The 22397-nt window shown below is 71.8% G+C and carries 22 protein-coding genes; 14 read left to right on the top strand and 8 right to left on the bottom strand.

Annotated elements, in window-relative coordinates:
• Nucleotides 1-6: 6 nt before the first annotated feature.
• Complete coding sequence (locus OG737_RS07080) at nt 7-1803, bottom strand: long-chain fatty acid--CoA ligase (RefSeq protein WP_328925278.1); 1797 nt, start codon at nt 1801-1803, stop codon at nt 7-9.
• Between the two features lie 242 nt (nt 1804-2045).
• On the opposite strand from OG737_RS07080, the gene OG737_RS07075 reads away from it, so the two are divergent.
• The 6 genes from OG737_RS07075 to OG737_RS07050 all read left to right on the top strand — a co-directional run bounded on the left by OG737_RS07075 (nt 2046) and on the right by OG737_RS07050 (nt 6989).
• Nucleotides 2046-2849: a metallophosphoesterase gene (locus OG737_RS07075; protein WP_328930242.1), complete on the top strand. Its 804-nt coding sequence runs from the start codon at nt 2046-2048 to the stop codon at nt 2847-2849.
• Nucleotides 2850-2929: 80 nt separating this feature from the next.
• The gene (locus tag OG737_RS07070) at nt 2930-3373 is read left to right on the top strand and encodes an SRPBCC family protein (RefSeq protein ID WP_405680039.1); all 444 of its coding nucleotides are present in this window, start codon (nt 2930-2932) and stop codon (nt 3371-3373) included.
• A gap of 5 nt (nt 3374-3378) precedes the next feature.
• Complete coding sequence (locus OG737_RS07065; RefSeq protein WP_328925276.1) at nt 3379-4593, top strand: ArsA-related P-loop ATPase; 1215 nt, start codon at nt 3379-3381, stop codon at nt 4591-4593.
• Nucleotides 4594-4684: 91 nt separating this feature from the next.
• The gene (locus tag OG737_RS07060; RefSeq protein ID WP_328925275.1) at nt 4685-5146 is read left to right on the top strand and encodes a DUF5304 domain-containing protein; all 462 of its coding nucleotides are present in this window, start codon (nt 4685-4687) and stop codon (nt 5144-5146) included.
• A 61-nt stretch (nt 5147-5207) separates the two neighbouring features.
• A complete protein-coding gene (locus OG737_RS07055) occupies nt 5208-6149 on the top strand; it encodes an ROK family glucokinase (protein ID WP_328925274.1) in 942 nt (313 codons plus the stop codon).
• A 78-nt stretch (nt 6150-6227) separates the two neighbouring features.
• Entirely contained in the window at nt 6228-6989 is a 762-nt protein-coding gene (locus tag OG737_RS07050) for an endonuclease/exonuclease/phosphatase family protein (protein ID WP_328925273.1), read from the top strand.
• A gap of 126 nt (nt 6990-7115) precedes the next feature.
• Here the strand turns inward: OG737_RS07050 and OG737_RS07045 are convergent, their stop codons facing one another.
• Together OG737_RS07045 and OG737_RS07040 are read right to left on the bottom strand one after the other, a co-directional pair.
• A complete protein-coding gene (locus tag OG737_RS07045; RefSeq protein WP_328925272.1) occupies nt 7116-7694 on the bottom strand; it encodes a hypothetical protein in 579 nt (192 codons plus the stop codon).
• The gene (locus OG737_RS07040) at nt 7687-8466 is read right to left on the bottom strand and encodes an alpha/beta hydrolase (RefSeq protein ID WP_405921300.1); all 780 of its coding nucleotides are present in this window, start codon (nt 8464-8466) and stop codon (nt 7687-7689) included. The genes OG737_RS07045 and OG737_RS07040 overlap by 8 nt, the downstream gene beginning before the upstream one ends.
• Before the next feature lie 170 nt (nt 8467-8636).
• On the opposite strand from OG737_RS07040, the gene OG737_RS07035 reads away from it, so the two are divergent.
• From OG737_RS07035 to OG737_RS07015, 5 genes are all read left to right on the top strand, one after another.
• A complete protein-coding gene (locus OG737_RS07035; RefSeq protein WP_328925270.1) occupies nt 8637-9365 on the top strand; it encodes a lysophospholipid acyltransferase family protein in 729 nt (242 codons plus the stop codon).
• A gap of 31 nt (nt 9366-9396) precedes the next feature.
• Complete coding sequence (macS, locus tag OG737_RS07030) at nt 9397-10608, top strand: MacS family sensor histidine kinase (RefSeq protein ID WP_328925269.1); 1212 nt, start codon at nt 9397-9399, stop codon at nt 10606-10608.
• Nucleotides 10609-10631: 23 nt separating this feature from the next.
• Nucleotides 10632-11276, top strand: a complete 645-nt coding sequence (locus tag OG737_RS07025; protein WP_328930241.1) for a response regulator transcription factor — start codon at nt 10632-10634, stop codon at nt 11274-11276.
• Nucleotides 11277-11431: 155 nt separating this feature from the next.
• Complete coding sequence (locus tag OG737_RS07020) at nt 11432-12460, top strand: 6-phosphofructokinase (RefSeq protein ID WP_328925268.1); 1029 nt, start codon at nt 11432-11434, stop codon at nt 12458-12460.
• An 89-nt stretch (nt 12461-12549) separates the two neighbouring features.
• Nucleotides 12550-13554: a 2-hydroxyacid dehydrogenase gene (locus OG737_RS07015; protein ID WP_328925267.1), complete on the top strand. Its 1005-nt coding sequence runs from the start codon at nt 12550-12552 to the stop codon at nt 13552-13554.
• A 45-nt stretch (nt 13555-13599) separates the two neighbouring features.
• Here the strand turns inward: OG737_RS07015 and OG737_RS07010 are convergent, their stop codons facing one another.
• Complete coding sequence (locus OG737_RS07010) at nt 13600-15540, bottom strand: chorismate-binding protein (protein WP_405921299.1); 1941 nt, start codon at nt 15538-15540, stop codon at nt 13600-13602.
• 290 nt (nt 15541-15830) lie between these two features.
• Here OG737_RS07010 and OG737_RS07005 point away from each other — a divergent pair, with 290 nt between their 5' ends.
• Both OG737_RS07005 and OG737_RS07000 read left to right on the top strand, forming a co-directional pair.
• On the top strand, nt 15831-17195 hold the full coding sequence (locus tag OG737_RS07005; RefSeq protein WP_405680040.1) for a class II 3-deoxy-7-phosphoheptulonate synthase: 1365 nt from the start codon (nt 15831-15833) through the stop codon (nt 17193-17195).
• Nucleotides 17196-17348: 153 nt separating this feature from the next.
• Nucleotides 17349-17606, top strand: coding sequence for a (2Fe-2S)-binding protein (locus OG737_RS07000; protein WP_328925264.1), 258 nt, complete (start codon nt 17349-17351; stop codon nt 17604-17606).
• Here OG737_RS07000 and bfr read toward each other — a convergent pair.
• Complete coding sequence (gene bfr, locus OG737_RS06995; protein ID WP_328925263.1) at nt 17603-18082, bottom strand: bacterioferritin; 480 nt, start codon at nt 18080-18082, stop codon at nt 17603-17605. The genes OG737_RS07000 and bfr overlap by 4 nt on opposite strands.
• 173 nt (nt 18083-18255) lie before the next feature.
• Between bfr and OG737_RS06990 the strand changes: the two genes are divergently transcribed.
• Nucleotides 18256-18888 (top strand): sulfite oxidase-like oxidoreductase, encoded by a 633-nt coding sequence (locus tag OG737_RS06990; RefSeq protein ID WP_328925262.1) that lies wholly within the window; start codon nt 18256-18258, stop codon nt 18886-18888.
• A 27-nt stretch (nt 18889-18915) separates the two neighbouring features.
• On the opposite strand, the gene OG737_RS06985 is transcribed toward OG737_RS06990, so the two are convergent.
• From OG737_RS06985 to pknB, 3 genes are all read right to left on the bottom strand, one after another.
• Nucleotides 18916-19446, bottom strand: a complete 531-nt coding sequence (locus OG737_RS06985; protein ID WP_405921298.1) for a DUF4396 domain-containing protein — start codon at nt 19444-19446, stop codon at nt 18916-18918.
• 76 nt (nt 19447-19522) lie between these two features.
• Nucleotides 19523-20401: a deoxyribonuclease IV gene (locus OG737_RS06980; RefSeq protein WP_405922404.1), complete on the bottom strand. Its 879-nt coding sequence runs from the start codon at nt 20399-20401 to the stop codon at nt 19523-19525.
• 22 nt (nt 20402-20423) lie between these two features.
• Nucleotides 20424-22325: a Stk1 family PASTA domain-containing Ser/Thr kinase gene (pknB, locus tag OG737_RS06975; protein ID WP_405921297.1), complete on the bottom strand. Its 1902-nt coding sequence runs from the start codon at nt 22323-22325 to the stop codon at nt 20424-20426.
• Nucleotides 22326-22397: the final 72 nt, after the last annotated feature.

Genomic DNA, 22397 nt, shown 5'->3' with positions numbered 1-22397 from the left:
CCCCGGCTAACCCCGGTAGAGGGCTTCGATCTCGTCCGCGAAGTCCTTCGCCACCACATTGCGCTTCAGCTTCAGCGACGGCGTGATGTGGCCCGACTCCTCCGTGAACTGGGAGGGCAGAATGCGGAATTTCCGCACCGATTCCGCCTTGGAAACCGCCGCGTTGCCGTCGTCGACGGCCTTCTGGACGGCGGCGACGAGCTCCGCGTCCTCGCGCAGTTCCGCCGCCGTCACACCGGCCGGCTTGCCGTGCTCCGCGGCCCAGCGGCCGAGGAACTCCTCGTCGATGGTGACCAGCGCGGCCACGAACGGCCGCCCGTCGCCCACGACCATGCACTCCGCGACCAGCGCGTGCGCGCGGATCCGGTCCTCGATCACGGCCGGGGCGACGTTCTTGCCGCCGGCGGTGACGATGAGTTCCTTCTTGCGCCCGGTGATCGTGAGGTAGCCGTCCTCGTCGAGGGTGCCGACGTCACCGGTGTGGAACCAGCCGTCCGTCAGTGCCTCGGCGGTCGCCGTCTCGTTCTTCCAGTACCCGGTGAAGATCTGCTCGCCGTGCAGCAGCACCTCGCCGTCGTCCGCGATGCGCACCACGGAGCCCGGCATGGGCTGGCCGACCGTACCGATCTTCTGCTTGTCCCACGGGTTGAAGGTCGTGGCCGCGCAGGACTCGGTCAGGCCGTAGCCCTCCAGCACCGTGAAGCCGATGCCGCGGAAGAAGTGCCCGAGCCGCTCGCCGAGCGGGGCGCCGCCGGAGATCGCGTACTCGCCGCGTCCGCCGAGGACCGCGTGCAGCTTGCTGTAGACCAGCTTGGTGAAGACCTTGTGCTTGAGCTTCAGCCCGAAGGACGGGCCGCGGGGGGTGTCCAGCGCCCGGCTGTACGCGATCGCCGTCTCGGCCGCCGCGTCGAAGATCTTGCCCTTGCCCTCGGCCTGCGCCTTGGCGCGCGCCGAGTTGTAGACCTTCTCGAAGACGCGCGGCACACCGAGGATCAGGGTGGGCCGGAAGGACTGCAGCTCGTCGGTGAGGTTCTTGATGTCCGGTACGCAGCCCAGCCGGATCGGCGCCAGCACCGCGGCCACCTCGACCAGGCGGCCGAAGACGTGGGCCGCCGGGAGGAACAGCAGGACCGAGCACTCGCCGGTCTTGAACAGCGGCTTCAGGCGCTCCACCGCGTTCCCGCACTCCGCGAAGAAGTTGCGGTGGCTCAGCACGCAGCCCTTGGGGCGGCCGGTGGTGCCCGAGGTGTAGACGATGGTGGCCGGATCGTCGGCGCCCGCCAGGCTGCTGCGCTCGTCGACCTCCTCGTCGGTGATCGCGGCGCCCGCGCTCTTCAGCGCTTCGAGGGCGCCCTGCTCGATCTCCCAGACCTCGCGCAGTTCCGGCAGCCGGTCGCGCAGGGAGGCCACGGCCGCACCGTGCCCGGGGCTCTCGACGACCGCGGCGACGGCGCCGGAGTCACCGAGGATCCACTGGATCTGCTCGGGGGAGCTGGTCTCGTACACGGGGACGGTGACGCCGCCCGCGGTCCAGATCGCGAAGTCGATCAGCACCCACTCGTAGCGGGTACGGGAGATCAGGGCGACCCGGTCGCCCGGACGGACACCGGCCGCCATCAGGCCCTTGGCCGTGGCCCGGACCTCGGCCAGGAACTCGGTCGCGGTCACGTCCTGCCACCGGCCGTCGACCTTGCGGCTCATGACGGCCGTGTCGGGATGCTGAGCGGCATTGCGGCGGATGAGATCCGTCAGGTTCCCGTCCGACGGGACCTCGTACAGGGCCGGAAGGCTGAACTCGCGCAAGACTGCTGCTCCTCTGGGCGCCATCGCCACCGTGTGGACCGACCGGACGTTACCCACCGGTAGTGGGTTCCCGATAGAGGGAACCGGCCAGATGTTCCGTGCGTCACAAAACGCGGCACTAACACGGCGACAGTAGTCGACCCCGTCCGAGACGCGGAAGTAACCGCAGGTCCGGCCGCCTCTGCCACCCCTGTCTACCCGCCGTAACCCGGCCGCCCTAGGGTTGCCGCATGGGTGGCAGCATGCGGAGCGGGAAGACGGGCACGAGCGGATCGAGCCGTACTCGGGTCCACGTCGTGAGCGATGTGCACGGCAACGCCGAGGCCCTGGCCCGGGCCGGAGACGGCGCCGACGCGCTGATCTGCCTCGGTGACCTCGTCCTCTTCCTCGACTACGCCGACCACTCCCGCGGGATCTTCCCCGACCTGTTCGGCGTCGAGAACGCCGACCGGATCGTGGAGCTGCGCACCGCGCGCCGCTTCGCCGAGGCCCAGGCCTTCGGACGCGAGCTGTGGGCCGGACTGGACCGGGACCGGCTCATCGAGGGCGCGGTACGCCGCCAGTACGAGCAGATGTTCGCCGCCTTCCCCGCCCCGACGTACGCCACCTACGGCAACGTCGACATCCCGGCTCTGTGGCCGGAGTACGCAGACCGCCCCGGGATCACCGTGCTCGACGGGCAGCGCGTGGAGATCGGCGGCAGGGTCTTCGGCTTCGTGGGAGGCGGGCTGCCCTCGCCGATGAGGACCCCGTACGAGGTGGACGTGGAGGAGTACGCCGCCAAGGTGGAGGCACTGGGCGAGGTGGACGTACTGTGCTCGCACATCCCGCCGGAGGTGCCGGAGCTCTGCTACGACACGGTCGCGCGCCGGTTCGAACGGGGGAGCGAGGCCCTGCTCGCCGCCATCAGGCGCACCCGGCCCCGCTACGCCCTCTTCGGGCACGTCCACCAGCCGCTCGCCCGGCGGATGCGCGTCGGGAGCACGGAGTGCGTGAACGTCGGTCACTTCGCGGCGACCGGGAGGCCGTGGGCCCTGGAGTGGTGAGCTCCGCACGCACGGTAGCCTTCGAGCGGCGGCCGGAGGCCGCACACTTCCTCGAATTACTCTCCGGAGGAGCGACCGCGATGGCGGAACACACCAGCTCAAGCATCACGATCGACGCCTCACCGGCCGACGTGATGGCCGTGATCGCCGACTTCGCCCGTTACCCCGAGTGGACCGGCGAGGTGAAGGAGGCCGAGGTGCTGGCCGCCGACGCCGAAGGACGGGCCGAAAAGGTCCGGCTGCTGCTCGACGCGGGCGCGATCAAGGACGACCACACCCTCGCCTACACCTGGAAGGGCTCGGACGAGGTCAGCTGGACCCTGGACAAGTCGCAGATGCTGCGCCAGCTGGACGGCTCGTACCGGCTGGCCCCGGTGGACGGCGGCAAGCGCACCGAGGTCACCTACCAGCTGACCGTCGACGTCAAGATCCCCATGCTCGGCATGATCAAGCGCAAGGCCGAGAAGGTCATCATCGACCGCGCGCTCGCGGGTCTGAAGAAGCGCGTGGAATCGACCGGCTGAACACCGTGCACACCCTGTTGATCACCGGCCCCGGCGGCGCCGGGCGGACCACGGTGGCCGCTGCCACCGCCCTCGCGGCGGCCCGGCAGGGCCACCGGGTGCTGCTGCTGTCCGGCGACGTCGCGGACCCGCTCGCCGCCCTGACCGGGGAACCGGTGGGGGAGTCCGCCGAGGTCGTACCGGGCCTGCGGGCCGCCACGGCGGCCGGCGGGGTCCGGGTGGCGCGGGTGGACTCCGGCGAGGAGTTCCGCGACGAACTCGTCGCCCTCCAGGAGCGCGGGTCCACCCTCCTCGGCATGGTCGGAGCCCGGCCGCTGGGCGCCGAGGAGCTCACCGAGCTGCCCGGCGCCGAGCAGTTCGCGCTGCTGCGCGCCCTGCGGCGGGCCGCCGCGGCGCCGGGGTGTGACCTCGTCGTCGTCGACATGCCCCCGCTCCACCAGGCCCTGGCCGCCCTCGCCCTCCCCGCCCAGCTGCGCCGCTACCTCGCCCGGCTGCTCCCCGCCGAGCGGCAGGCCGCCCGCGCCCTGCGGCCCGTACTGGCCCAGCTGGCCGGTGTGCCCATGCCCGCGCAGTGGCTCTACGAGGCCGCCGCCCGCTGGGACGAGGAGCTCGCCGCGGTCCAGGCCGTCATCGAGGCCGACAGCACCGAGGTGCGGCTGGTCGCCGAGCCGGGACCGGCCGCGGCCGACGCGATCCGGCTGGGGCGGCTCGGCCTCGCCCTGCAGCAGCTGCCCGTCTCCGCCGTCGTCGCCAACCGGCTCCTCCCGCAGGGCTCCGTCGACCCCTGGCTCGCCGGGCTCGCCGCCCAGCAGGAGAAGTGCACCGCCGGATGGGCCGGGGAGATCCCGGTGACCCGGCTCGCCCACCTCGGCCGGGACCCGCGCGGCCCGCAGGACCTGGAGCTGCTCGCCGCCGCCGGCGGACTCGTCCCCGAGCCGCCCGCGCCCCGCCGGGCCTGGGCGGTCGAGGACCGGCTCGCCGAGGACGGGGTGCTCGTCTGGGCGGTACCGCTGCCCGGCGCCCGCAAGCGCGACCTCGACCTGATCCGCCGGGGGGACGAGCTGCTGCTCACCGCGGGACCGTACCGGAGGATCGTTCCGCTGCCGGCGGCACTGCGCCGCTGCACCGTCTCCGGCGCCGCCCTGGCCGAGGACGTGCTCCGCATCCGCTTCACCCCGGACCCGGGCCTGTGGCCCCGTACCAACACCCGCACGCCCTGAGCCCGCACGCCCCGATCCGCGTACCCCCGTTCGGGTACCGTCGAAGGTAGCCCGTACCGCACGCACAGCAGCCGCCGCAGGAGAGTCCGCCATGAGCGAGGCCACCGACCGCCCCACCGACGACGACGCCTGGGCCAAGGCCTGCGCGGAGGACCTCGCCGCCGAGAAGGAGCGCCTGCGCGGGCAGGGCGGCAGGGACGGCGGGGCCACCGGGACCGCGGCCGAGGAGCTGTTCAAGCTCTTCGAAGCCGTCGCCGACAAGGTCGCCGGGATGAACAACCCGCTCGTCGGCGGCGCCGCCCAGGGCGCCGTACGCCAGTTCGTCAACCAGGCGAAGACCGCCGCCAAACCCGTCATCGAGCGCAACCCCGAAGTCTTCGACCACCTCGCGGCCGCGGGCTCCGAGCTGCTCGCCGCCTACCGCTCGGCCGTCGAGGGCCACGAGCGCCGCTGGACGCGCGGAGAGCCCCCGGCTCCCCGCCGGTCCCAGGAGCGCGACCCCCGCGAAGAAGGTCCCGGCGAAGGCCCCACCGAGCGGATCGATCTCGACTGAACCCCGGCCGCCCTCGGGTACCGTTGGCCGTGGCGGGGTTTGACCGGAAACCGAGGGACTAATGGGACTCACCATCGGCGTCGACATCGGCGGCACGAAGATCGCGGCCGGCGTGGTCGACGAAGAGGGCACCATCCTTGAGACGTACAAGGTGCCCACCCCGCCGACCGCGGACGGAGTGACGGAAGCGATCTGCACCGCCGTCTCCGCAGTCAGCAGCAACCACACCATCGACGCCGTCGGCATCGGCGCCGCCGGCTACGTGGACGACAAGCGCGCCACCGTGCTCTTCGCGCCGAACATCAACTGGCGCCACGAGCCGCTGAAGGACAAGGTCGAGCAGCGCATCGGCCTGCCCGTCGTCGTCGAGAACGACGCGAACTGCGCGGCCTGGGGCGAGTACCGCTTCGGCGCGGGCCAGGGCCACGAGGACGTCATCTGCATCACGCTCGGCACCGGCCTGGGCGGCGGCATCATCATCGGCAACAAGCTGCGCCGCGGACGCTTCGGCGTCGCCGCCGAGTTCGGCCACATCCGGGTCGTCCCGGACGGCCTGCTGTGCGGCTGCGGCAGCCAGGGCTGCTGGGAGCAGTACGCCTCCGGGCGCGCGCTCGTCCGGTACGCGAAGCAGCGGGCGAACGCCACCCCCGAGAACGCGGCGATCCTCCTCTCCCTCGGCGACGGCACCCCCGACGGCATCGAGGGCAAGCACATCAGCGAGGCCGCCCGGGCCGGTGACCTGGTGGCCATCGACTCCTTCCGCGAGCTGGCCCGCTGGGCCGGCGCGGGCCTGGCCGACCTGGCCTCGCTGTTCGACCCGTCGGCGTTCATCGTCGGCGGCGGGGTCTCGGACGAGGGCGACCTGGTCCTCGACCCGATCCGCAAGTCCTTCAAGCGCTGGCTGATCGGCGGCGCGTGGCGTCCGCACGCACAGGTCCTCGCCGCCCAGCTGGGCGGGAAGGCCGGACTCGTGGGCGCGGCGGACCTGGCCCGCCAGGGCTGAGCTTCCTTCGCTTTCTTCGTACGTGACTGCCCGCCGCGCCCCTTGGGGGAGCGGCGGGCAGCTGCGTATGTTGCGGGCATGGACCAGTTGCTGCCTTCGCTGCCGAAGTCTCGTACGGAGCCCGACGGTTCGGCCGTGATCCGGGTGCTCAGCTACAACATCCGCTCGCTGCGCGACGACGAGGAGGCGCTGGCCCGGGTCATCCGGGCGTGCGCGCCGGACCTCGTGTTCGTGCAGGAGGCGCCGCGGTTCTTCCGGTGGCGCAAACACGCGGCGAGGCTGGCCGCGAAATCCGACCTGGTGGTGCTGGGCGGGGGCGCGACGGCGGCCGGTCCGCTGCTGATGTGCTCGCTACGGGTCTTCGTGGAGCGTACGGAGGACGTGCTGCTGCCGCGCACGCCCGGCCAGCACCGCAGGGGCTTCGCCACGGCGGTGGTCAGGATCGGCGGCGCGCGCGTGGGCCTGGTCTCCGCGCACCTGTCGCTCCAGCGGGAGGAGCGCCGGGCCCAGGCCGGGCTGCTGCTGGAGCGGCTGGCCCGCCTGGACGCGCCGTACGGGATCGCGGCGCTGGATGTGAACGAGGGCCCGGGCGGCCCGGCGTTCGAGCGGCTGACCGCGGAGCTCCAGGACTGCCGGGAGGTGGCGCCGTGGGGCGGCGGGCCCACGTTCCCCGCGCAGGCGCCGGACCGGCGGATCGACGCGGTGTTCGCGACCGGGGGCGTGCGGGTGCTGGGCTGCGGTGTCCCGACCGGGCTGGCGGGCGTCTCGCCCGCCGACCTCCGCTCGGCCACCGACCACCTGCCGGTCCTGGCGGCCCTGCACCTGCCGGCCGCGCCGTAGCCCGGCCGCCCCGGGTGCGGCGCCGCTGCCGGGGGCTCCGCCCCCGGCCCCCGGACCCTCCCCCAGACTCCGTCCGGGGGACCCCCAGCGCCTCACACGCCGACGGGGCCCGGGGCGGGGCCCAGGTCAGACCACCGCGCCGCGGCCCGGGTAGTCGTCGTCATCGTCGTCGTCGTGCGGCGACATGCGCGCCACGAGCGTCGCGAACCCGCCCAGGAAGCCGCCGATGCCCAGCGTCGTCAGCCACCACGTCATCTCCCACTGCAGGAGCACCGCCAGCAGCAGCAGCACCGGCCCGCCGACCACCGCGAGCCACGCGAACTTCGCCGTCGTGTCCGCCGGCGGGAGCTCCGGCTCCGGGGGGACGAAATGGCCCTCGTCGGCCCGGTCGGCCGCGGTCAGGTCGTCGTCCTGCGGCTCCGCGAGCGAGTGGTCGCGCGGGCCGGAGAGGCCCACCCCCGGGGCGAAGACCACCGAGCTGCCCAGCGCGGCGGGAGGCTCCGGCCCGGGCTCCGCATCCGGCTTCGGCTCCGGCGGCAGCGGCTTCACGTCCTCCTCCGGCAGCATGAGGTTCTCGATCGGCTTGAACGGCCGCGACCCCGGCGGGTCCGGCGGCTCCTGCCCGTACCCGGCGACGATCGCCGCCCACGCCGCTTCCTCGTCCAGCGGCGGAACCCCGCCCGACTGCTCCTCGTGCTCAGCCACTCGCCTGCGCCCCCTCCCTGCCCACGCTCTCCACCAGTCGGCCGATGAACGCAAAGCTGTCCGCGAAGATCCGCTCCGCGTCATGGTCCAACGTCGCGACGTGGTAGCTCTGTTCCAGGAGGGTCTCGGTGACATCGGTGGACGAGATCCGCGCCAGCACCCGGGCCGAGTCGACCGGCGGGACGACGTGGTCCTGCGGGCTGTGCAGCAGCAGCACGGGCTGCGTCACCTGCGGCAGCTCGGCGTCCACGAGCTGCAGGAACTTGCGCAGCGAATGCGCGGCCCGGGTCGGTACGCGGTCGTAGCCGACCTCCTCCGAGCCCTTCTTGGCGATGTCGCTGGCGATGCCCGGCGTCGACCGGATGAAGTGCTTGGCCACCGGCAGGGTGATGGCGAGCGGGTCGTGCACCTTGTTGGCCGGGTTGACGAGGACGATGCCGCTGATGGCGTCCCCGTGCTTGGCCGCCAGCCGCAGGGTCAGCGCGCCACCCATCGACAGACCGAAGACGAACACCTGCTCGCAGCGGTCCAGCAGCTCGCGCAGCGCGCGGTCCACCTCGGCGTACCAGTCCTGCCAGCCCGTGAGCTGCATGTCCTGCCAGCGCGTGCCGTGTCCGGGCAGCAGCGGCAGCGACACCGTGAGCCCCTGCGCGGCCAGATACTCGGCCCAGGGACGCAGCGACTGCGGGGAACCGGTGAAGCCGTGGCAGAGGAGGACGCCGACCTCTCCACCCTCGTGGCGGAACGGCTCGGCTCCAGGGAGGACGGGCACCAGGGTCTCCTTGATCATGATGTACGTCGGGTGGGTGCGTTGCTCTGTGTGACTTCACCGTACGCGACCGGGGTGACACCGACCAGGGCCGTCGGGCCGCTACCGGCGCGGCCAGGCGTTAAGGTCTGTTCGACAGACACAGGAAGGCTTTCGAGTTGATCTACGGCGCAATGAAGTTCTCCATCGGCGGTTCACTGAAGCTCGCCTTCAGGCCGTGGGTGGAGGGCCTCGAGAACATTCCCGCGGAGGGGCCGGCGATCCTTGCGAGCAACCACCTGTCCTTCTCCGACTCCTTCTTCCTGCCCGCGGTGCTGGACCGCAAGGTCACCTTCATCGCGAAGGCGGAGTACTTCACCTCCCCCGGAGTCAAGGGCAAGCTGACGGCCGCCTTCTTCAAGGGCGTCGGCCAGCTCCCGGTGGACCGTTCCGGCGCGCGCGGGGCCGGTGAGGCCGCGATCAAGAGCGGTATCGAGGTCATCGAGCGCGGCGAGCTGTTCGGTATCTACCCCGAGGGCACGCGTTCGCCCGACGGGCGCCTCTACCGCGGCAAGCCCGGCGGCCTGGCCCGCGTGGCGCTGGCCACCGGCGCGCCCGTGATCCCCGTGGCCATGATCGACACGGAGAAGATCCAGCCGCCCGGCAAGGTGGTGCCCAAGCTGATGCGCCCGGGCATCCGGATCGGCAAGCCGCTCGACTTCAGCCGCTACCACGGCATGGACAGCGACCGCTTCATCCTGCGCTCGGTGACCGACGAGGTCATGTACGAGATCATGAAGCTGTCCGGCCAGGAGTACGTCGACATCTACGCGACGGCGGCCAAGCGCCAGATCGCCGACGCCGAGAAGGCGGAGAAGGCGGAGAAGGCCGCGGCGGACAAGGCCGAGGGCAAGGCGGAGTAGGACGGGCGCAGCGCCCGCGGGGGTGGGGGAGATGGCGAAGCGCGAGCGCGTCGTGCGCATGTCGGTGGAGCAGCCGCTGTGGCGCGCCCTGACCGGCTACCGGCTGCTGACCATGCTCTACGCGGTCGGGCTGTTCGTCTCCGCGTACAAGCGGTTCGACCGTCCCTGGATCGCGGCCGGCTACCTCGCCGTCCTGGCGGTCTGGACCCTCGCCACCCACCGCAAGGTGGCGAACGCGGCCAGCTGCACCAAGCGCTTCCTGGGTGCCGACCTCACCGTCGCCCTCGTCGGGATCCTGCTCACCCCGCTCGCCGACACCGCCGAGCGGATCGCCGGCGGCGGCCCCACCCTCCCCACCATCTGGACCGGGGGATCGGTCCTCGCCTTCGCCCTCAAGGGCGGCTGGCGCTGGGCCGGATTCGCCTCCACCTTCGTGGCCGCGGCCAACATCGCCGTCCACGGCGGCAACCCCACGCGGGACACCCTGCACAACGTCCTGCTGGTCTGGGTCGCCTCCATCGCCATCGGCTACGTCGTCGAGGTCGCCCGGGCCAGTGAGGCCACCCTCGCCCGCGCCCTGGAGATCGAGGCCGCCACCCGCGAGCGCGAGCGCCTCGCCCGCGACATCCACGACGGGGTCCTCCAGGTCCTCGCCATGGTCCAGCGGCGCGGCACCGAGCTGGGCGGCGAGGCCGCCGAGCTGGGCCGGATGGCGGGGGAGCAGGAGGTGGCGCTGCGCACGCTGGTCTCCAGCGGCCTGGTGCACCCCTCCCGGATCTCCCGCGACGAGTCGCGCGGCGCGCTGGTGGACGCGTACGAGGTGGACGAGGGCGCGGACGAAGGCGGTGAGCTGGATCTGCGGACGCTCCTCGCCCCGCACGCCGGGTCCAAGGTGAGCTTCGCGGAGCCGGGCACCCCGGTGCCGCTGCCGGTGCCCGCGGCGAAGGAGCTGGCCGCCGCGGTCGGCGCCGCCCTCGACAACGTGCGCAAGCACGCCGGAGAGGGGGCCAGCGCCTGGATCCTCGTCGAGGACTGGGGCGACGAGGTGATCGTCACGGTCCGGGACGACGGCCCGGGCATCCCCGCGGGCCGGCTCGACCAGGCGGAGGGCGAAGGCCGGATGGGGGTGGCCCTGTCCATCCGCGGCCGACTGCGTGACCTCGGCGGCAGCGCCGAGCTGGTGTCCGTCCCCGGGCAGGGCACCGAAGTGGAACTGAAAGTACCGAGGGGGAGGACCCAGTGAGCGAGCCGCACGAGATCAAGGTCATGGTCGTCGACGACCATCCGATGTGGCGGGACGCGGTCGCCCGCGACCTGGCCGCCGCGGGCTTCGACGTGGTGGCCACCGCCGGCGACGGCCCCGAGGCGGTCCGCCGGGCCCGCGCGGTCACCCCGCACGTCCTGGTCCTCGACCTCAACCTGCCCGGCATGCCGGGCGTGCAGGTCTGCAAGGAACTCGTCGGCGCCCACCCGGCGCTGCGGGTCCTGGTCCTGTCGGCCAGCGGCGAGCACGCGGACGTCCTGGAGGCCGTGAAGTCCGGCGCGACCGGCTACCTGCTCAAGTCCGCGGGTGCCCAGGAGCTGATCGACGCGGTCCGCCGCACGGCGGCCGGCGACCCGGTGTTCACCCCGGGCCTGGCCGGACTGGTGCTCGGCGAGTACCGGCGCCTCGCCACCGACCCGGCGCCAGCCGCCTCCGACGAGCCGAAGGCGCCGCAGCTGACCGACCGTGAGACCGAGGTGCTGCGGCTGGTGGCCAAGGGGCTCTCGTACAAGCAGATCGCGGAACGGCTGGTCATCTCCCACCGCACGGTGCAGAACCACGTGCAGAACACGCTGGGCAAACTCCAGCTGCACAACCGGGTGGAGCTCGTCCGGTACGCCATAGAGCGGGGCCTCGACGACGCGTAGGCGGCCGTCGCCGGCGCCGTCGATCGTACTTACGTCCTCGTACGAGTGAACGGGCGTACGCAACGCCCCGCGATTCCACCTGAATTGCCCCTCCAGACCCCTTGCTGTGACCTGGGTCACCACTAGCGTGACCGTCATGGCGAAGGGAGATTGAGATGAAGGTCGGAGTGCTGACCGGCGGCGGCGACTGCCCCGGGCTCAACGCGGTGATCCGGGCCGTCGTCCGCAAGGGCGAGCAGGAGTACGGATACGGGTTCACCGGATTCAAGGACGGCTGGCGGGGCGCGGTCCAGGGGGCCACCGTCCCGCTCGACATCCCCGCCGTCCGCGGCATCCTGCCCCGGGGCGGCACCATCCTCGGTTCCTCCCGCACCAACCCGTTCAAGGTGGAGGACGGGGTGCGGCGGATCAAGGAGAACCTGGCCAAGTGCGAGGTCGACGCGCTCATCGCGATCGGTGGCGAGGACACCCTCGGAGTCGCGGCCAAGCTGTACGAGGACTACGGCATCCCCTGCGTCGGCGTGCCGAAGACCATCGACAACGACCTGTCCGCGACGGACTACACCTTCGGCTTCGACACCGCCGTCGGCATCGCCACCGAGGCCATCGACCGGCTGCACACCACGGCCGAGTCGCACATGCGGGTCCTGGTCGTCGAGGTTATGGGCCGGCACGCCGGCTGGATCGCCCTGCACTCGGGGCTCGCGGGCGGCGCCAACGTCATCCTCATCCCGGAGCAGCGCTTCGACGTGGACCAGGTCTGCGCCTGGGTGACCTCCCGGTTCAAGGCGAGTTACGCGCCGATCGTGGTGGTCGCGGAGGGTGCGATGCCCAAGGACGGGGAGATGGTGCTGAAGGACGCCACCACGGACTCGTTCGGGCACGTCCGGCTGTCGGGCGTGGGCGAGTGGCTGGCCAAGGAGATCGAGGCGCGGACGGGGAAGGAGGCCCGGACCACGGTGCTCGGGCACATCCAGCGCGGTGGCACGCCGAGCGCCTTCGACCGGTGGCTGGCGACCAGGTTCGGGCTGCACGCGATCGACGCGGTACGCGACGGGGACTTCGGCAAGATGGTCGCGCTGAAGGGGACGGACATCGTGCGGGTGCCGATCGCCGATGCGACGGCGAAGCTGAAGACCGTGGACCCGGCGCTGTACGAGGAGGTCGGCGTGTTCTTCGGCTGAGCCGGAGCGCGTCAGCGGGCTGTGGGCCGTATCGGCCGTAAGGTGACGACGGCCCACCGTCCGGTTCTTCGCGCAGCACGGGAGTGAGCATGGAAATCCTGGCATTCGGGGTGCAGGGTGACGAGCGGCCGCTGCTGGAGCGGGCGTTCGCGGCCGCGGGGCACCACGAGGTGCGCTGCCTGGAGGTCTTCCTCACCGAGGACACCGCTCCCATCGCGGCCGGGTACGAGGTCGTCTCGTCGAGCGTCAACGCGGATCTGAGCGGGCGGGTGCTGCGGACCCTGGCCGGGGGCGGGACGAAGATGATCGCGCAGCGCTCCACCGGCTTCAACAACATCGACCTGGACGTCGCCCGGCAGCTCGGCATGACGGTGAGCCGGGTCTCGTACTACTCCCCGTACTCCGTGGCCGAGTTCGCCTGGACCCTGGCCATGGCCGTGAACCGGCGGATCGTCCGCGCGGCGAACCGGACGAGGGACTTCGACTTCCGGCTGAACGGGCTGATGGGCCGCGACATGCGGGGCCGCACCGTGGGCGTGCTCGGCACCGGCAAGATCGGCGAGGCGTTCACCAGGATCGCGCACGGCTTCGGCATGAACCTGCTGGGCTGGGACGCCGTGCAGAACCCGGCGTGCGTGGAGCTGGGCATGAAGTACGTGGACAAGGACGAGCTGCTCACCTCCGCGGAACTGGTCAGCCTGCACGTCCCGCTGCTGGAGTCGACGCACCACCTCATCGACGCGGCCGCGCTGCGGACCATGAAGGACGACGCGGTCCTGGTGAACACCAGCCGCGGCGGGCTGATCGACACGGACGCCCTCGTCGCGGAACTGCGGGCCGGCCGCTTCACGGGAGTCGGGCTCGACGTGTACGAGGCGGAGGCCGGGGTGTTCTTCCTGGACAAGTCCCTGGAGACCGTCGAGGACGACACGCTGGCCCGGCTCATGACGTTCCCGAACGTGCTGGTCACCTCGCACCAGGCGTACTACACGACCGACGCGGTGGGCCAGATCATCGACACCACCGTCGCCAACGTCGTGGACTACCTGGCGGGCCGCCGCTCGGAGAACACCCTGGCGCCGGCCGCTCCGTGACGTCTCCCCGCCCCGGCGGGGCGGGGAGAAGGCCCCGCGCGGCGGTCAGACCGGGGCCATGACGCCCGTCAGGAGGTCGCGCAGCAGGTCGGCGCCGCGGAGGGTGAGGACCGACTCCGGGTGGAACTGGACCCCCGCGAAGCCGCCCGACGCTGAGCGGACGGCGTGCACCTCGCCCGTCGACGGGTCGCGGGAGACCTCGATGCCGCGCGCGGCCAGCTCGGCCGCCCGCTCGTCGGAGCAGTGCGCGGTGTACGTGTTGTAGAAGCCGGCCACCTCCCGCGTCCCGAACAGGTCGATCCGCGTCTGCGCCCCCTGCGCCGGCTCCGCCTTGCGGATCAGCGGAAGCCCCAGCTCGGCCGCCAGCAGCTCATGCCCGAGGCAGACCCCGAGCAGGCCGCCCCGGTGCCCGGCCAGGAGACCGGCGGCCAGCCCGCGCAGCATCCGCATCTTGGCGTCCGAGGACTCCGCCGGGTTCCCCGGGCCGGGACCCAGCACGACCGGGCCCTCCCACGCCAGGGCCGCCGCCCGCAGTCCCGGATCGTCGTAGCGGCGTACGGTCACCTCCAGCCCGGCCACCCGCAGCACGTGCGCCAGCATCGCCGTGAAGGTGTCCTCGCCGTCCACCACCAGCGCGTGGCCGGTCAGGGTGGAGGGCTGCTCCTGCATCCGGAGCCAGAAGGGGGCCAGGTCCGCCCGCCGGGCCGCCAGCGCCGCCCGCACCCGGGGATCGTCCGCCAGCCGCGCCCCCTCGAAGGCGGGCCGCGGCGCCGCCGCCCGGACCCCGAGGGCCGCCAGCACCCCCGCCGCCTTCGCGTGGGTCTCCGCCACCTCGCCCGCCGGGTCGGAGTGCCGCACGAGCGTGGCACCGACCGGCACCCGCAGCACGCCGTCCGCCGCGATGTCGGCGGTGCGGATCAGGATCGGGGAGTCCAGCGTCTGCGCCCCGGAGCCGTCCAGGCCCAGGAGGGCCAGCGCGCCCGCGTAGTAGCCGCGCCCCCCGCTCTCGTACCGCTCGATCACCCGGCAGGCGTTCTGCACCGGCGAGCCGGTGACCGTCGCCGCGAACATCGTCTCCCGCAGCACCTCCCGCACGTCCAGCGAGGAGCGGCCGCGCAGCTCGTACTCGGTGTGCGCGAGGTGGGACATCTCCTTCAGCCGCGGCCCGACCACGACACCGCCCATGTCGCCGACGGTGCACATCATCTTGAGCTCCTCGTCGACCACCATCGACAGCTCCTCGGTCTCCTTGCGGTCGCCGAGGAACGAGAGGAGCGACTGGGCTGTCGGCCCCCCGGGCGGGTAGCGGTACGTCCCGCTGATCGGGTTCATCACGACCGTCCCGCCCACCCGTCGCCCGCCACCACCCTCAACCGAGAGCGCTTCGCGCTCGCTCCTCCCGCCCGACATCCGCACGTGCACCTCGGGGCTGGCCCCGACCAGCGTGCGCCGCCCGGTGTGGACGACGTACGTCCAGTACGCCCCCCGCTCGCCCAGCAGCAGCCGCCGGAACAGCGCGAGGGCGTCGGCCCGGCCGAAGCCGTCGATCCGGCCCTCGTAGGTGCGCCGGATGACGAAGTTCGCGCCCTCCCCGCGCCCGATCTCGTCCCGGATGACGCGCTCCACGGTGGCCGCGTACTCCTCGTCCGGCACGTCGAAGCCGCCGTCCTCGACCCGCACCGGGTGGTCCGGCAGGGCCGCCAGGGCCTCGGCGAGCGGGATCTCGTACGCCTCCTCGGCGACCAGCACGCTCAGCGGCGTGCCGTCGTCGCGTACGTCGAACCCGCGCTCCCGGATCTGCCGGAAGGGGACGAGTGCGAGGGTCGGCAGCTCCCGGACCGGCAGGTCGGCGAGGTGCTCGGCCTCGTGGACCGCGCCGATCAGCACCTCGACGGTGTCGTGGTCGCGACCGGGGGTCCGGCGGCGCAGCAGGGCGAACGGCGGGCAGGAGTCGTCGAGGAGGTCGAGCAGTCGGCTGGGTTCCATGGGGCGGGCGTCCTTCTCCGTGGTCGTGGTGAAGAGGAACGGCCGGGCCCGGAAAGCACCGAAGGCCGCCCCTCGGGCGGCCTTCGCGTCGTGCGTGTCAGTGGGTACGCGCGAGAAGTGGGCCGCCGGGAGCGGGCCACCACCAGTTCTGGTTCGAGAGCGCGTACATACGGGCGACCATAGCCCACCCCCTGCCGGAGGCGAAGCCTCCGCGCCGCCGGAAACGATCCGGAGAGACACCTGTCTCACCCAGTGGGCACAGGGCTGGACGGGGCGCAAGACGCCGTAATGTGTACGAGGTGACCGTGAACGCTGAAACCCAAGCCCCCGCCTCCAAGGCGACCTGGCGAGACCTTCCCGCGGCGCAGCAGCCTTCGTACCCCGATGCCGAGGCTCTGCGCGCTGTCGTCGCGGACCTCGAGTCGTATCCTCCGCTCGTCTTCGCGGGTGAGTGCGACCAGCTGCGCGCCCGCCTGGGAGCCGTCGCCAAGGGCGAGGCGTTCCTGCTGCAGGGCGGCGACTGCGCCGAGGCCTTCGACGCCGTGTCCGCCGACCACATCCGCGCCAAGCTGAAGACGCTGCTCCAGATGAGCGCCGTCCTGACCTACGCGGCCTCCGTGCCCGTCGTCAAGGTCGGCCGCATCGCGGGCCAGTACTCCAAGCCGCGCTCCAAGGACACCGAGACCCGCGACGGCGTCACCCTGCCGACCTACCGCGGCGACTCCGTCAACGGCTTCGCCTTCACCGAAGAGGCCCGGATCCCGGACCCCGAGCGGCTGAAGCGCATGTACCACGCGTCGGCCTCCACGCTGAACCTGGTGCGCGCCTTCACCACCGGTGGTTACGCCGACCTGCGCCAGGTGCACGCCTGGAACCAGGACTTCGTGAAGTCCTCCCCGTCCGGGCAGCGCTACGAGCAGCTCGCGCGGGAGATCGACAACGCGCTGAACTTCATGAAGGCCTGTGGCACCGACCCGGCCGAGTTCAAGGCCGTCGAGTTCTACGCCTCCCACGAGGCGCTGCTGCTCGACTACGAGGGCGCGCTGGCCCGCACCGACTCGCGGACCGGCAAGCTGTACGACACCTCGGGCCACATGGTCTGGATCGGCGAGCGCACCCGCCAGCTGGACCACGCGCACATCGAGTTCTGCTCGCAGATCGCCAACCCGATCGGCATCAAGCTCGGCCCCACCACCACGGTGGACGAGGCGCTGACGTACATCGACCGCCTGGACCCCGAGCGCGAGCCGGGCCGGCTGACCTTCGTCGTCCGCATGGGCGCCGACAAGGTCCGCGACAAGCTCCCCGAGCTGGTCGAGAAGGTCACGGCCTCCGGCGCGACCGTCGCCTGGGTCACCGACCCGATGCACGGCAACACCTTCGAGGCGGCCTCCGGCCACAAGACGCGCCGTTTCGACGACGTGCTCGACGAGGTCAAGGGCTTCTTCGAGGTCCACAAGGAGCTCGGCACGCACCCGGGCGGCATCCACGTCGAGCTCACCGGTGACGACGTCACCGAGTGCGTGGGCGGCGGCGACGAGATCTTCGTCGACGACCTGCACCAGCGTTACGAGACGGCCTGCGACCCGCGGCTCAACCGCAGCCAGTCCCTGGACCTGGCGTTCCTGGTCGCCGAGATGTACCGCGATCAGTAAGTAGGAAAGTACGACAGTGGGGCGCGGATCGATGTGATCCGCGCCCCACTGTCGTATCCGGGTCTTTTAGGCGACCCTAACTTTGGGTACGGTTAGGTAAGCCTCACCGCACCGGGGATGGCTGCAGAACCATCCGCTCAGGAGGTGAACCGCGTGTACGTCTGCTCTTGCTTCGGCATCACCGACAAGCAGGTCAAGGAACACGCGGCCGCCGGGGCCTGCACCCCCCGCCAGATCGCCTCGGCAACCAAGGCCGGCACCGAATGCGGCTCCTGCGTGCGCGCCATCCAGGGCCTCCTCGGCCGTGGGGCCTGCCCGCGCCGGGAACTGCTGGAGAAGGGCAACGCGACGGCCGTGCTCGCCGCCGGCCCGCGGCTGGTCCCCGAGCCCGCGCTGGCCGAAGCGGCCTAGCTCTCCGGCTGCTCGATCAGCTGCGCGATGTAGAGCGGCTCCCCGATGCTCTCGATGAGCTCCAGCTGGGTGTCGAGGTAGTCGATGTGGTGCTCCTCGTCCTCCAGGATCTCCTCGAAGAGCCGTGCCGAGGTGATGTCGCCCTTGCCCCGCATGACCTCGATGCCGCGCTTGAGCCGGTCGATCGCCTCGACCTCGACCTGCCGGTCCGCCTGGAACATCTCCGTGAGCGTCTGGCCGACGCGCACGTGGAAGAGGCGCTGGTAGTTCGGCAGGCCGTCGAGCATCAGGATGCGCTCGGTGATCTTGTCCGCGTGCTTCATCTCGTCGATGGACTCTTCACGCGTGTACTTGGCGAGCTTGGTCCAGCCCTTGTTGTCCTGGATGCGGTAGTGCAGCCAGTACTGGTTGATGGCCGTCAGCTCACCGGTCAGCTGCTCGTTCAGAAACTCAAGGACCTCGGGGTCGCCCTGCATCGCAGAGGCTCCTTCCAGGCAATGTCAGCCATGTGACGGGGTAGGTGGGCGCATCCTTGCACCGCCGTCGGGGGCAGTCCAGTAAGTGCCTCCTTAGTGGGAGTTACCGCGACTTGCCCGATTCGGTCAGGCGCTGGTCATGACCATCCCGCCACGTCTGTCACCATGGAGTCATGGGTCAGCCGGAAAGCCGGGAATCTCCGGGAGCAGAGCAGCTGGAGCTTCCACCGGGGCAGCGGTTGCAGCGGGGCTGGCCGGTCACCCACTACGGTCCCGTGCCCAAGTTCAAGCCGGACCGCTGGGAGTTCCGCGTCTTCGGCGCGACGGCCGACGGTGAGAAGCACTGCTGGAACCACGAGGAATTCACGGCCCTGCCGTTCGAGTCGGTCGTGGCGGACCTGCACTGCGTCACGAAGTTCAGCATGCCGGGGGCCGAATGGGGCGGTGTGCTCGCCCGTACGATTCTCGACCTGGCGCCGCCGGCGCCGCAGGTCACGCACGTGATGGTGTGGGCCGAGTACGGCTTCAGCTCCAACATGCGGCTGGCCGACTTCGCCTCCGAGAGGACCGTCTTCGCCACCCACCAGGGCGGTGAACTGCTCACCGCCGAGCACGGTTTCCCGCTGCGCCTCGTGGTCCCGCACCTGTACGCCTGGAAGGGCCCCAAGTGGGTCCGCGGCGTCGAGTACATGACCGCCGACCGCCGGGGCTTCTGGGAGGAGCGGGGCTACCACAACATCGGCGACCCCTGGCGCGAGCAGCGCTACTCGTACCAGGAGGAGCCCGGGGACGGCCCGGAGCTCTGAGGCCGGCCCGCCCGGCCCGCCACTGTCTCAGTGGTACCGGTGGACGACCGCGTGGCCCTTGCCGCGGCCGATCATCCACTTGTTGACCGGGGTCGTGATCACGAAGGCGGCCGCCAGCGAGATCGTCAGGACGATCCAGAACAGCGGCTCCGACAGGTGCGCGTCCATCGCGCCCGGCCACAAGGCGATCACGCTGTTGTCGATCAGTTCCATGACGGCGATCGAAAGGGTGTCCGCGGCGAGTGCCACCCGGACGGCCGTACGGAGGTCGATGCCGGCAGCGAGGATCCCGCGCAGGGTGAGCGCGTAGCCGAAGAAGAACGCGAGGACGATCGCCGTGACCATCGTCGCGCCGTTCCCCCAGCCCAGCGCGGTGCCGATGACCATGCCGAGCACCTCGCCGATGGCGCATCCGGTGAGGCAGTGGAGGGTGGCCGCGGCGGCCATGGCCCAGCCGGCCCTTCCGCCGCCGTGGGCGTGCTCGTGGTGCGCGTCGTGCTGCTGGTGCTCGTGGTGCTCGTGGTGCTCGTGCGTGTGGTGCTCGTGCGTGCGGTCCATGGAAACCCCCTGGGAGAACACCGAGTAACGGTTCCGCCGATATGGCAGGAACCGTATACCCCCCAGGGGTATTCCCTCAAGGGCGGAGCCGCTTCAGCAGCGCCACGTCCGCCGCGTGTCCTTCCTTGCCGCCGGGCGTTTCGGTGATCAGCGGTACGCCCGCCATCGCCGGATGCGTGAACAGCTCCGCGAAGGCCTCCTGGCCGATGTGGCCCTGGCCGATGTTGGCGTGCCGGTCCTTGTGGGCGCCGACGCCCTCCTTGGAATCGTTCGCGTGGACCAGCTTCAGCCGGCCCTCGCCCACCGTGTCCACCAGCAGGTCCAGCGTCAGCTTCGTACCGCCCGGCTCCGCCAGATCGTGTCCGGCCGCGAAGATGTGGCAGGTGTCCAGGCAGACGCCCAGCTTCGGGTGGTGGTCGAGCGCCTCGAAGTACGGCCCGAAGTCCTCGGCGCGAGAGCACAGCGAAGAGCCCTGCCCGGCCGTGGACTCCAGCAGCAGGAACGGGTCGTCGTCATGCGTCAGCTCGTCCAGCAGCGGCAGCATGTACTGCCTGACCTGCGTGTACGCCACCTCGCGCGGGCGGCCTCCGGTGGCCGAGCCGGTGTGTACGACCACCCCGAGCGCGCCGATCTCCCGGCCCCGGCGCAGCGAGTGGCGCAGGGACTCCACCGACTTCTCGACGGTCGCCTCGGTGTGCGAGCCGAAGTTGATCAAGTACGGCGCGTGGACGTAGGCGGGCAGGGACTCCTGCGCGCACTGCTCCCGGAAGAGCGCGTCCTGCGCCGGATTGCCCACCGGGGTCGCCCAGCCGCGCGGATTGGCCACGAAGACCTGGACCGCCTCCGCGCCCATCTCCCGGGCGTACGTCAGCCCGACCGAGGCGAGCCCGCCCGCGACGGGGACGTGCCCGCCCACGGGGTTGCGCACGGCCTGAGCCGAGCGGTCCTGCTCCATGTGCCCGGCGTGCTCCACGTACCTACAGTCCCTTGGTCTTGATGATGATCGTGGTGCCTTCGGCGACGTTCTGGCCGCCGGGCACCGACTGGGACTCCACGGTCTTGCTGAAGGAGAGGAACGCCCGTTCCACCTTCACCTTGAAGCCCGCGACTTCCAGCGCCTTGCGTGCCGCGTCCACCTCCTGGCCGGTCACGTCCGGGACCGGGAGCTGGCGGGGGCCCTTGGAGAGGGTCAGCGTGACGGTGTCCCCGGCCGCGGCCTGGGTGCCGGCGGCGACCGACTGGTTGGCGACCGTACCGGCCGGCGAGGGGGCGCTGACCTGCTCGGGGGCCGTGGCCACCTTGAGGCCGAGGCCCTCCAGGGCGGAGCGCGCCTGCTCGAACGGAACGCCCTCCACGCTCGGCACCGGTACCGGGCGGCCCTTGCTCACGATCAGCGCGACCGCCGTGTCGGGGGCCCGCTTCTCGCCGCCGACCGGGTCGGAGCCGATCACGGAGCCCTGGGCGACGTCCTGGCTGAAGGCCTGCGTGACCATGCCGGGGGCCAGCCCGGCCTTCGTCAGCTCGGCCTTGGCCTCCTGCAGCGGCCTGCCCTTCAGGTTGGGCACGGCCACGACCTGCGGGCCGCGGGAGATCGTGAGCGTCACCGCGCCGTTGCCGCGGATCCGCCGGCCGCCGGCGGGATCGGTGTTCATCACCGTCCCGCGGTCGAAGGTGTCGCTGAACTTCCGGTCGACCCGCTTCACGCCGAGTCCGGCCGCGGACAGCTGGGACTTGGCCTGCTCCTCGGTCTTGCCCAGGAGGTTGGGCACCTGGGTGAACTGGCCGGAGTTGATGTACCAGACGCCCGTGCCGAGGCCGAGGGCCAGCAGGACGCCGACGACGGTGAGGAGCGTGCCGCGGCGCGGCCGGCCCCGAGCCGGGGCCGGGGCGGGCGGCGGAGGCGGCATCTCCAGCCGGGAGGTGTGGTGCACGGCCTGCTGCGCGCCCACCGGGCGCGGGATCACGCCGGTGCGGTCCTCGGCGGCCGACCGCTCACCGGCCCGGGCCTGCGGCGGTACGGCGTCCAGCTCGGCGTCGCTGAGCTGCAGACGGGCCTCACGGGTGAGGCCGAGCAGGGCGGCGGCGTCGGTGGGGCGCAGCTCCGGATTGCGCGCGGCGGCGTGCGCGACGAGCTCGTCGAGACCGACGGGGAGCCCGGGAACGGCGGCCGACGGCGGCGGCACGTCCTCGTGGAGGTGCTGGAAGAGCACCTGGGCGGGGCTGCCTCCGGTGTGAGGCTTGGACCCGGTGAGCATCTCGTAGAGGACGACACCGCAGGCGTAGACGTCCACGCGGGTGTCGGTGACGCCGTTCTCGATCTGCTCCGGGGCCAGGTAGGAGACGGTGCCGAGGACGGACCCGGTGGTGTTGGTGACCGAGTCCACGGACCGGACCAGCCCGAAGTCGGCGACCTTGACCCGGCCGTCGTCGCCGATCAGGACGTTCTCGGGCTTCATGTCGCGGTGCACGAAGCCGGCCCGGTGGGCGGCGCCGAGGGCGGCGAGCACGGGCTCCAGGATGTCGAGGGCGGCCCGGGGCTGGAGGGCGCCGCGCTCGCGGAGCACGTCGCGCAGGGTGCAGCCGGAGACGTACTCCATGGCCAGGTAGACGTACGGCCCGTCCGTGCCCTGGTCGAAGACGGCGACGACATTGGGGTGGGCGAGCCGGGCCACGGACTTCGCCTCCCGGATGAACCGGTCGACGAAGGCGGCGTCCGCCGCGAGGGCCGGGTGCATCACCTTCAGGGCCAGGACGCGGTCGAGGCGGGTGTCGACGGCCCGGTAGACCGTGGCCATGCCGCCGGCCGCGATGCGGGCGTCGATGCGGTAGCGGCCGTCGAGCACGCGCCCGACGAGGGGGTCATCCAGGGTCGTATCCACGCCGCGATTCTACGAGCCGGTGTGCTTCCCCCGGCCGGGGTGGGTCGGCTTGCAGCGCAGCTGTGACGTGAC

Source organism: Streptomyces sp. NBC_00122, from assembly GCF_045160845.1.
GTDB lineage: Bacteria > Actinomycetota > Actinomycetes > Streptomycetales > Streptomycetaceae > Streptomyces.
The sequence above is the reverse complement of the archived record's forward strand: the minus strand, read 5'-3'. Positions and strand labels throughout refer to the sequence as shown.

What these genes read in the sequence shown, in the direction of transcription:
- macS (WP_328925269.1), top strand. Translation starts at nt 9,397, where the DNA reads ATGGCGAAGCGCGAGCGCGTCGTGCGCATGTCGGTGGAGCAGCCGCTG.
- OG737_RS07035 (WP_328925270.1), top strand. Translation starts at nt 8,637, where the DNA reads ATGAAGTTCTCCATCGGCGGTTCACTGAAGCTCGCCTTCAGGCCGTGG.
- OG737_RS07050 (WP_328925273.1), top strand. Translation starts at nt 6,228, where the DNA reads ATGGACCAGTTGCTGCCTTCGCTGCCGAAGTCTCGTACGGAGCCCGAC.
- OG737_RS07070 (WP_405680039.1), top strand. Translation starts at nt 2,930, where the DNA reads ATGGCGGAACACACCAGCTCAAGCATCACGATCGACGCCTCACCGGCC.
- OG737_RS07010 (WP_405921299.1), bottom strand. Translation starts at nt 15,540, where the DNA reads ATGGAACCCAGCCGACTGCTCGACCTCCTCGACGACTCCTGCCCGCCG.
- OG737_RS07060 (WP_328925275.1), top strand. Translation starts at nt 4,685, where the DNA reads ATGAGCGAGGCCACCGACCGCCCCACCGACGACGACGCCTGGGCCAAG.
- OG737_RS07015 (WP_328925267.1), top strand. Translation starts at nt 12,550, where the DNA reads ATGGAAATCCTGGCATTCGGGGTGCAGGGTGACGAGCGGCCGCTGCTG.
- bfr (WP_328925263.1), bottom strand. Translation starts at nt 18,082, where the DNA reads ATGCAGGGCGACCCCGAGGTCCTTGAGTTTCTGAACGAGCAGCTGACC.
- OG737_RS06980 (WP_405922404.1), bottom strand. Translation starts at nt 20,401, where the DNA reads ATGGAGCAGGACCGCTCGGCTCAGGCCGTGCGCAACCCCGTGGGCGGG.
- OG737_RS07055 (WP_328925274.1), top strand. Translation starts at nt 5,208, where the DNA reads ATGGGACTCACCATCGGCGTCGACATCGGCGGCACGAAGATCGCGGCC.
- OG737_RS06985 (WP_405921298.1), bottom strand. Translation starts at nt 19,446, where the DNA reads ATGGACCGCACGCACGAGCACCACACGCACGAGCACCACGAGCACCAC.
- OG737_RS06990 (WP_328925262.1), top strand. Translation starts at nt 18,256, where the DNA reads ATGGGTCAGCCGGAAAGCCGGGAATCTCCGGGAGCAGAGCAGCTGGAG.
- OG737_RS07075 (WP_328930242.1), top strand. Translation starts at nt 2,046, where the DNA reads ATGCGGAGCGGGAAGACGGGCACGAGCGGATCGAGCCGTACTCGGGTC.
- OG737_RS07020 (WP_328925268.1), top strand. Translation starts at nt 11,432, where the DNA reads ATGAAGGTCGGAGTGCTGACCGGCGGCGGCGACTGCCCCGGGCTCAAC.
- OG737_RS07025 (WP_328930241.1), top strand. Translation starts at nt 10,632, where the DNA reads ATGGTCGTCGACGACCATCCGATGTGGCGGGACGCGGTCGCCCGCGAC.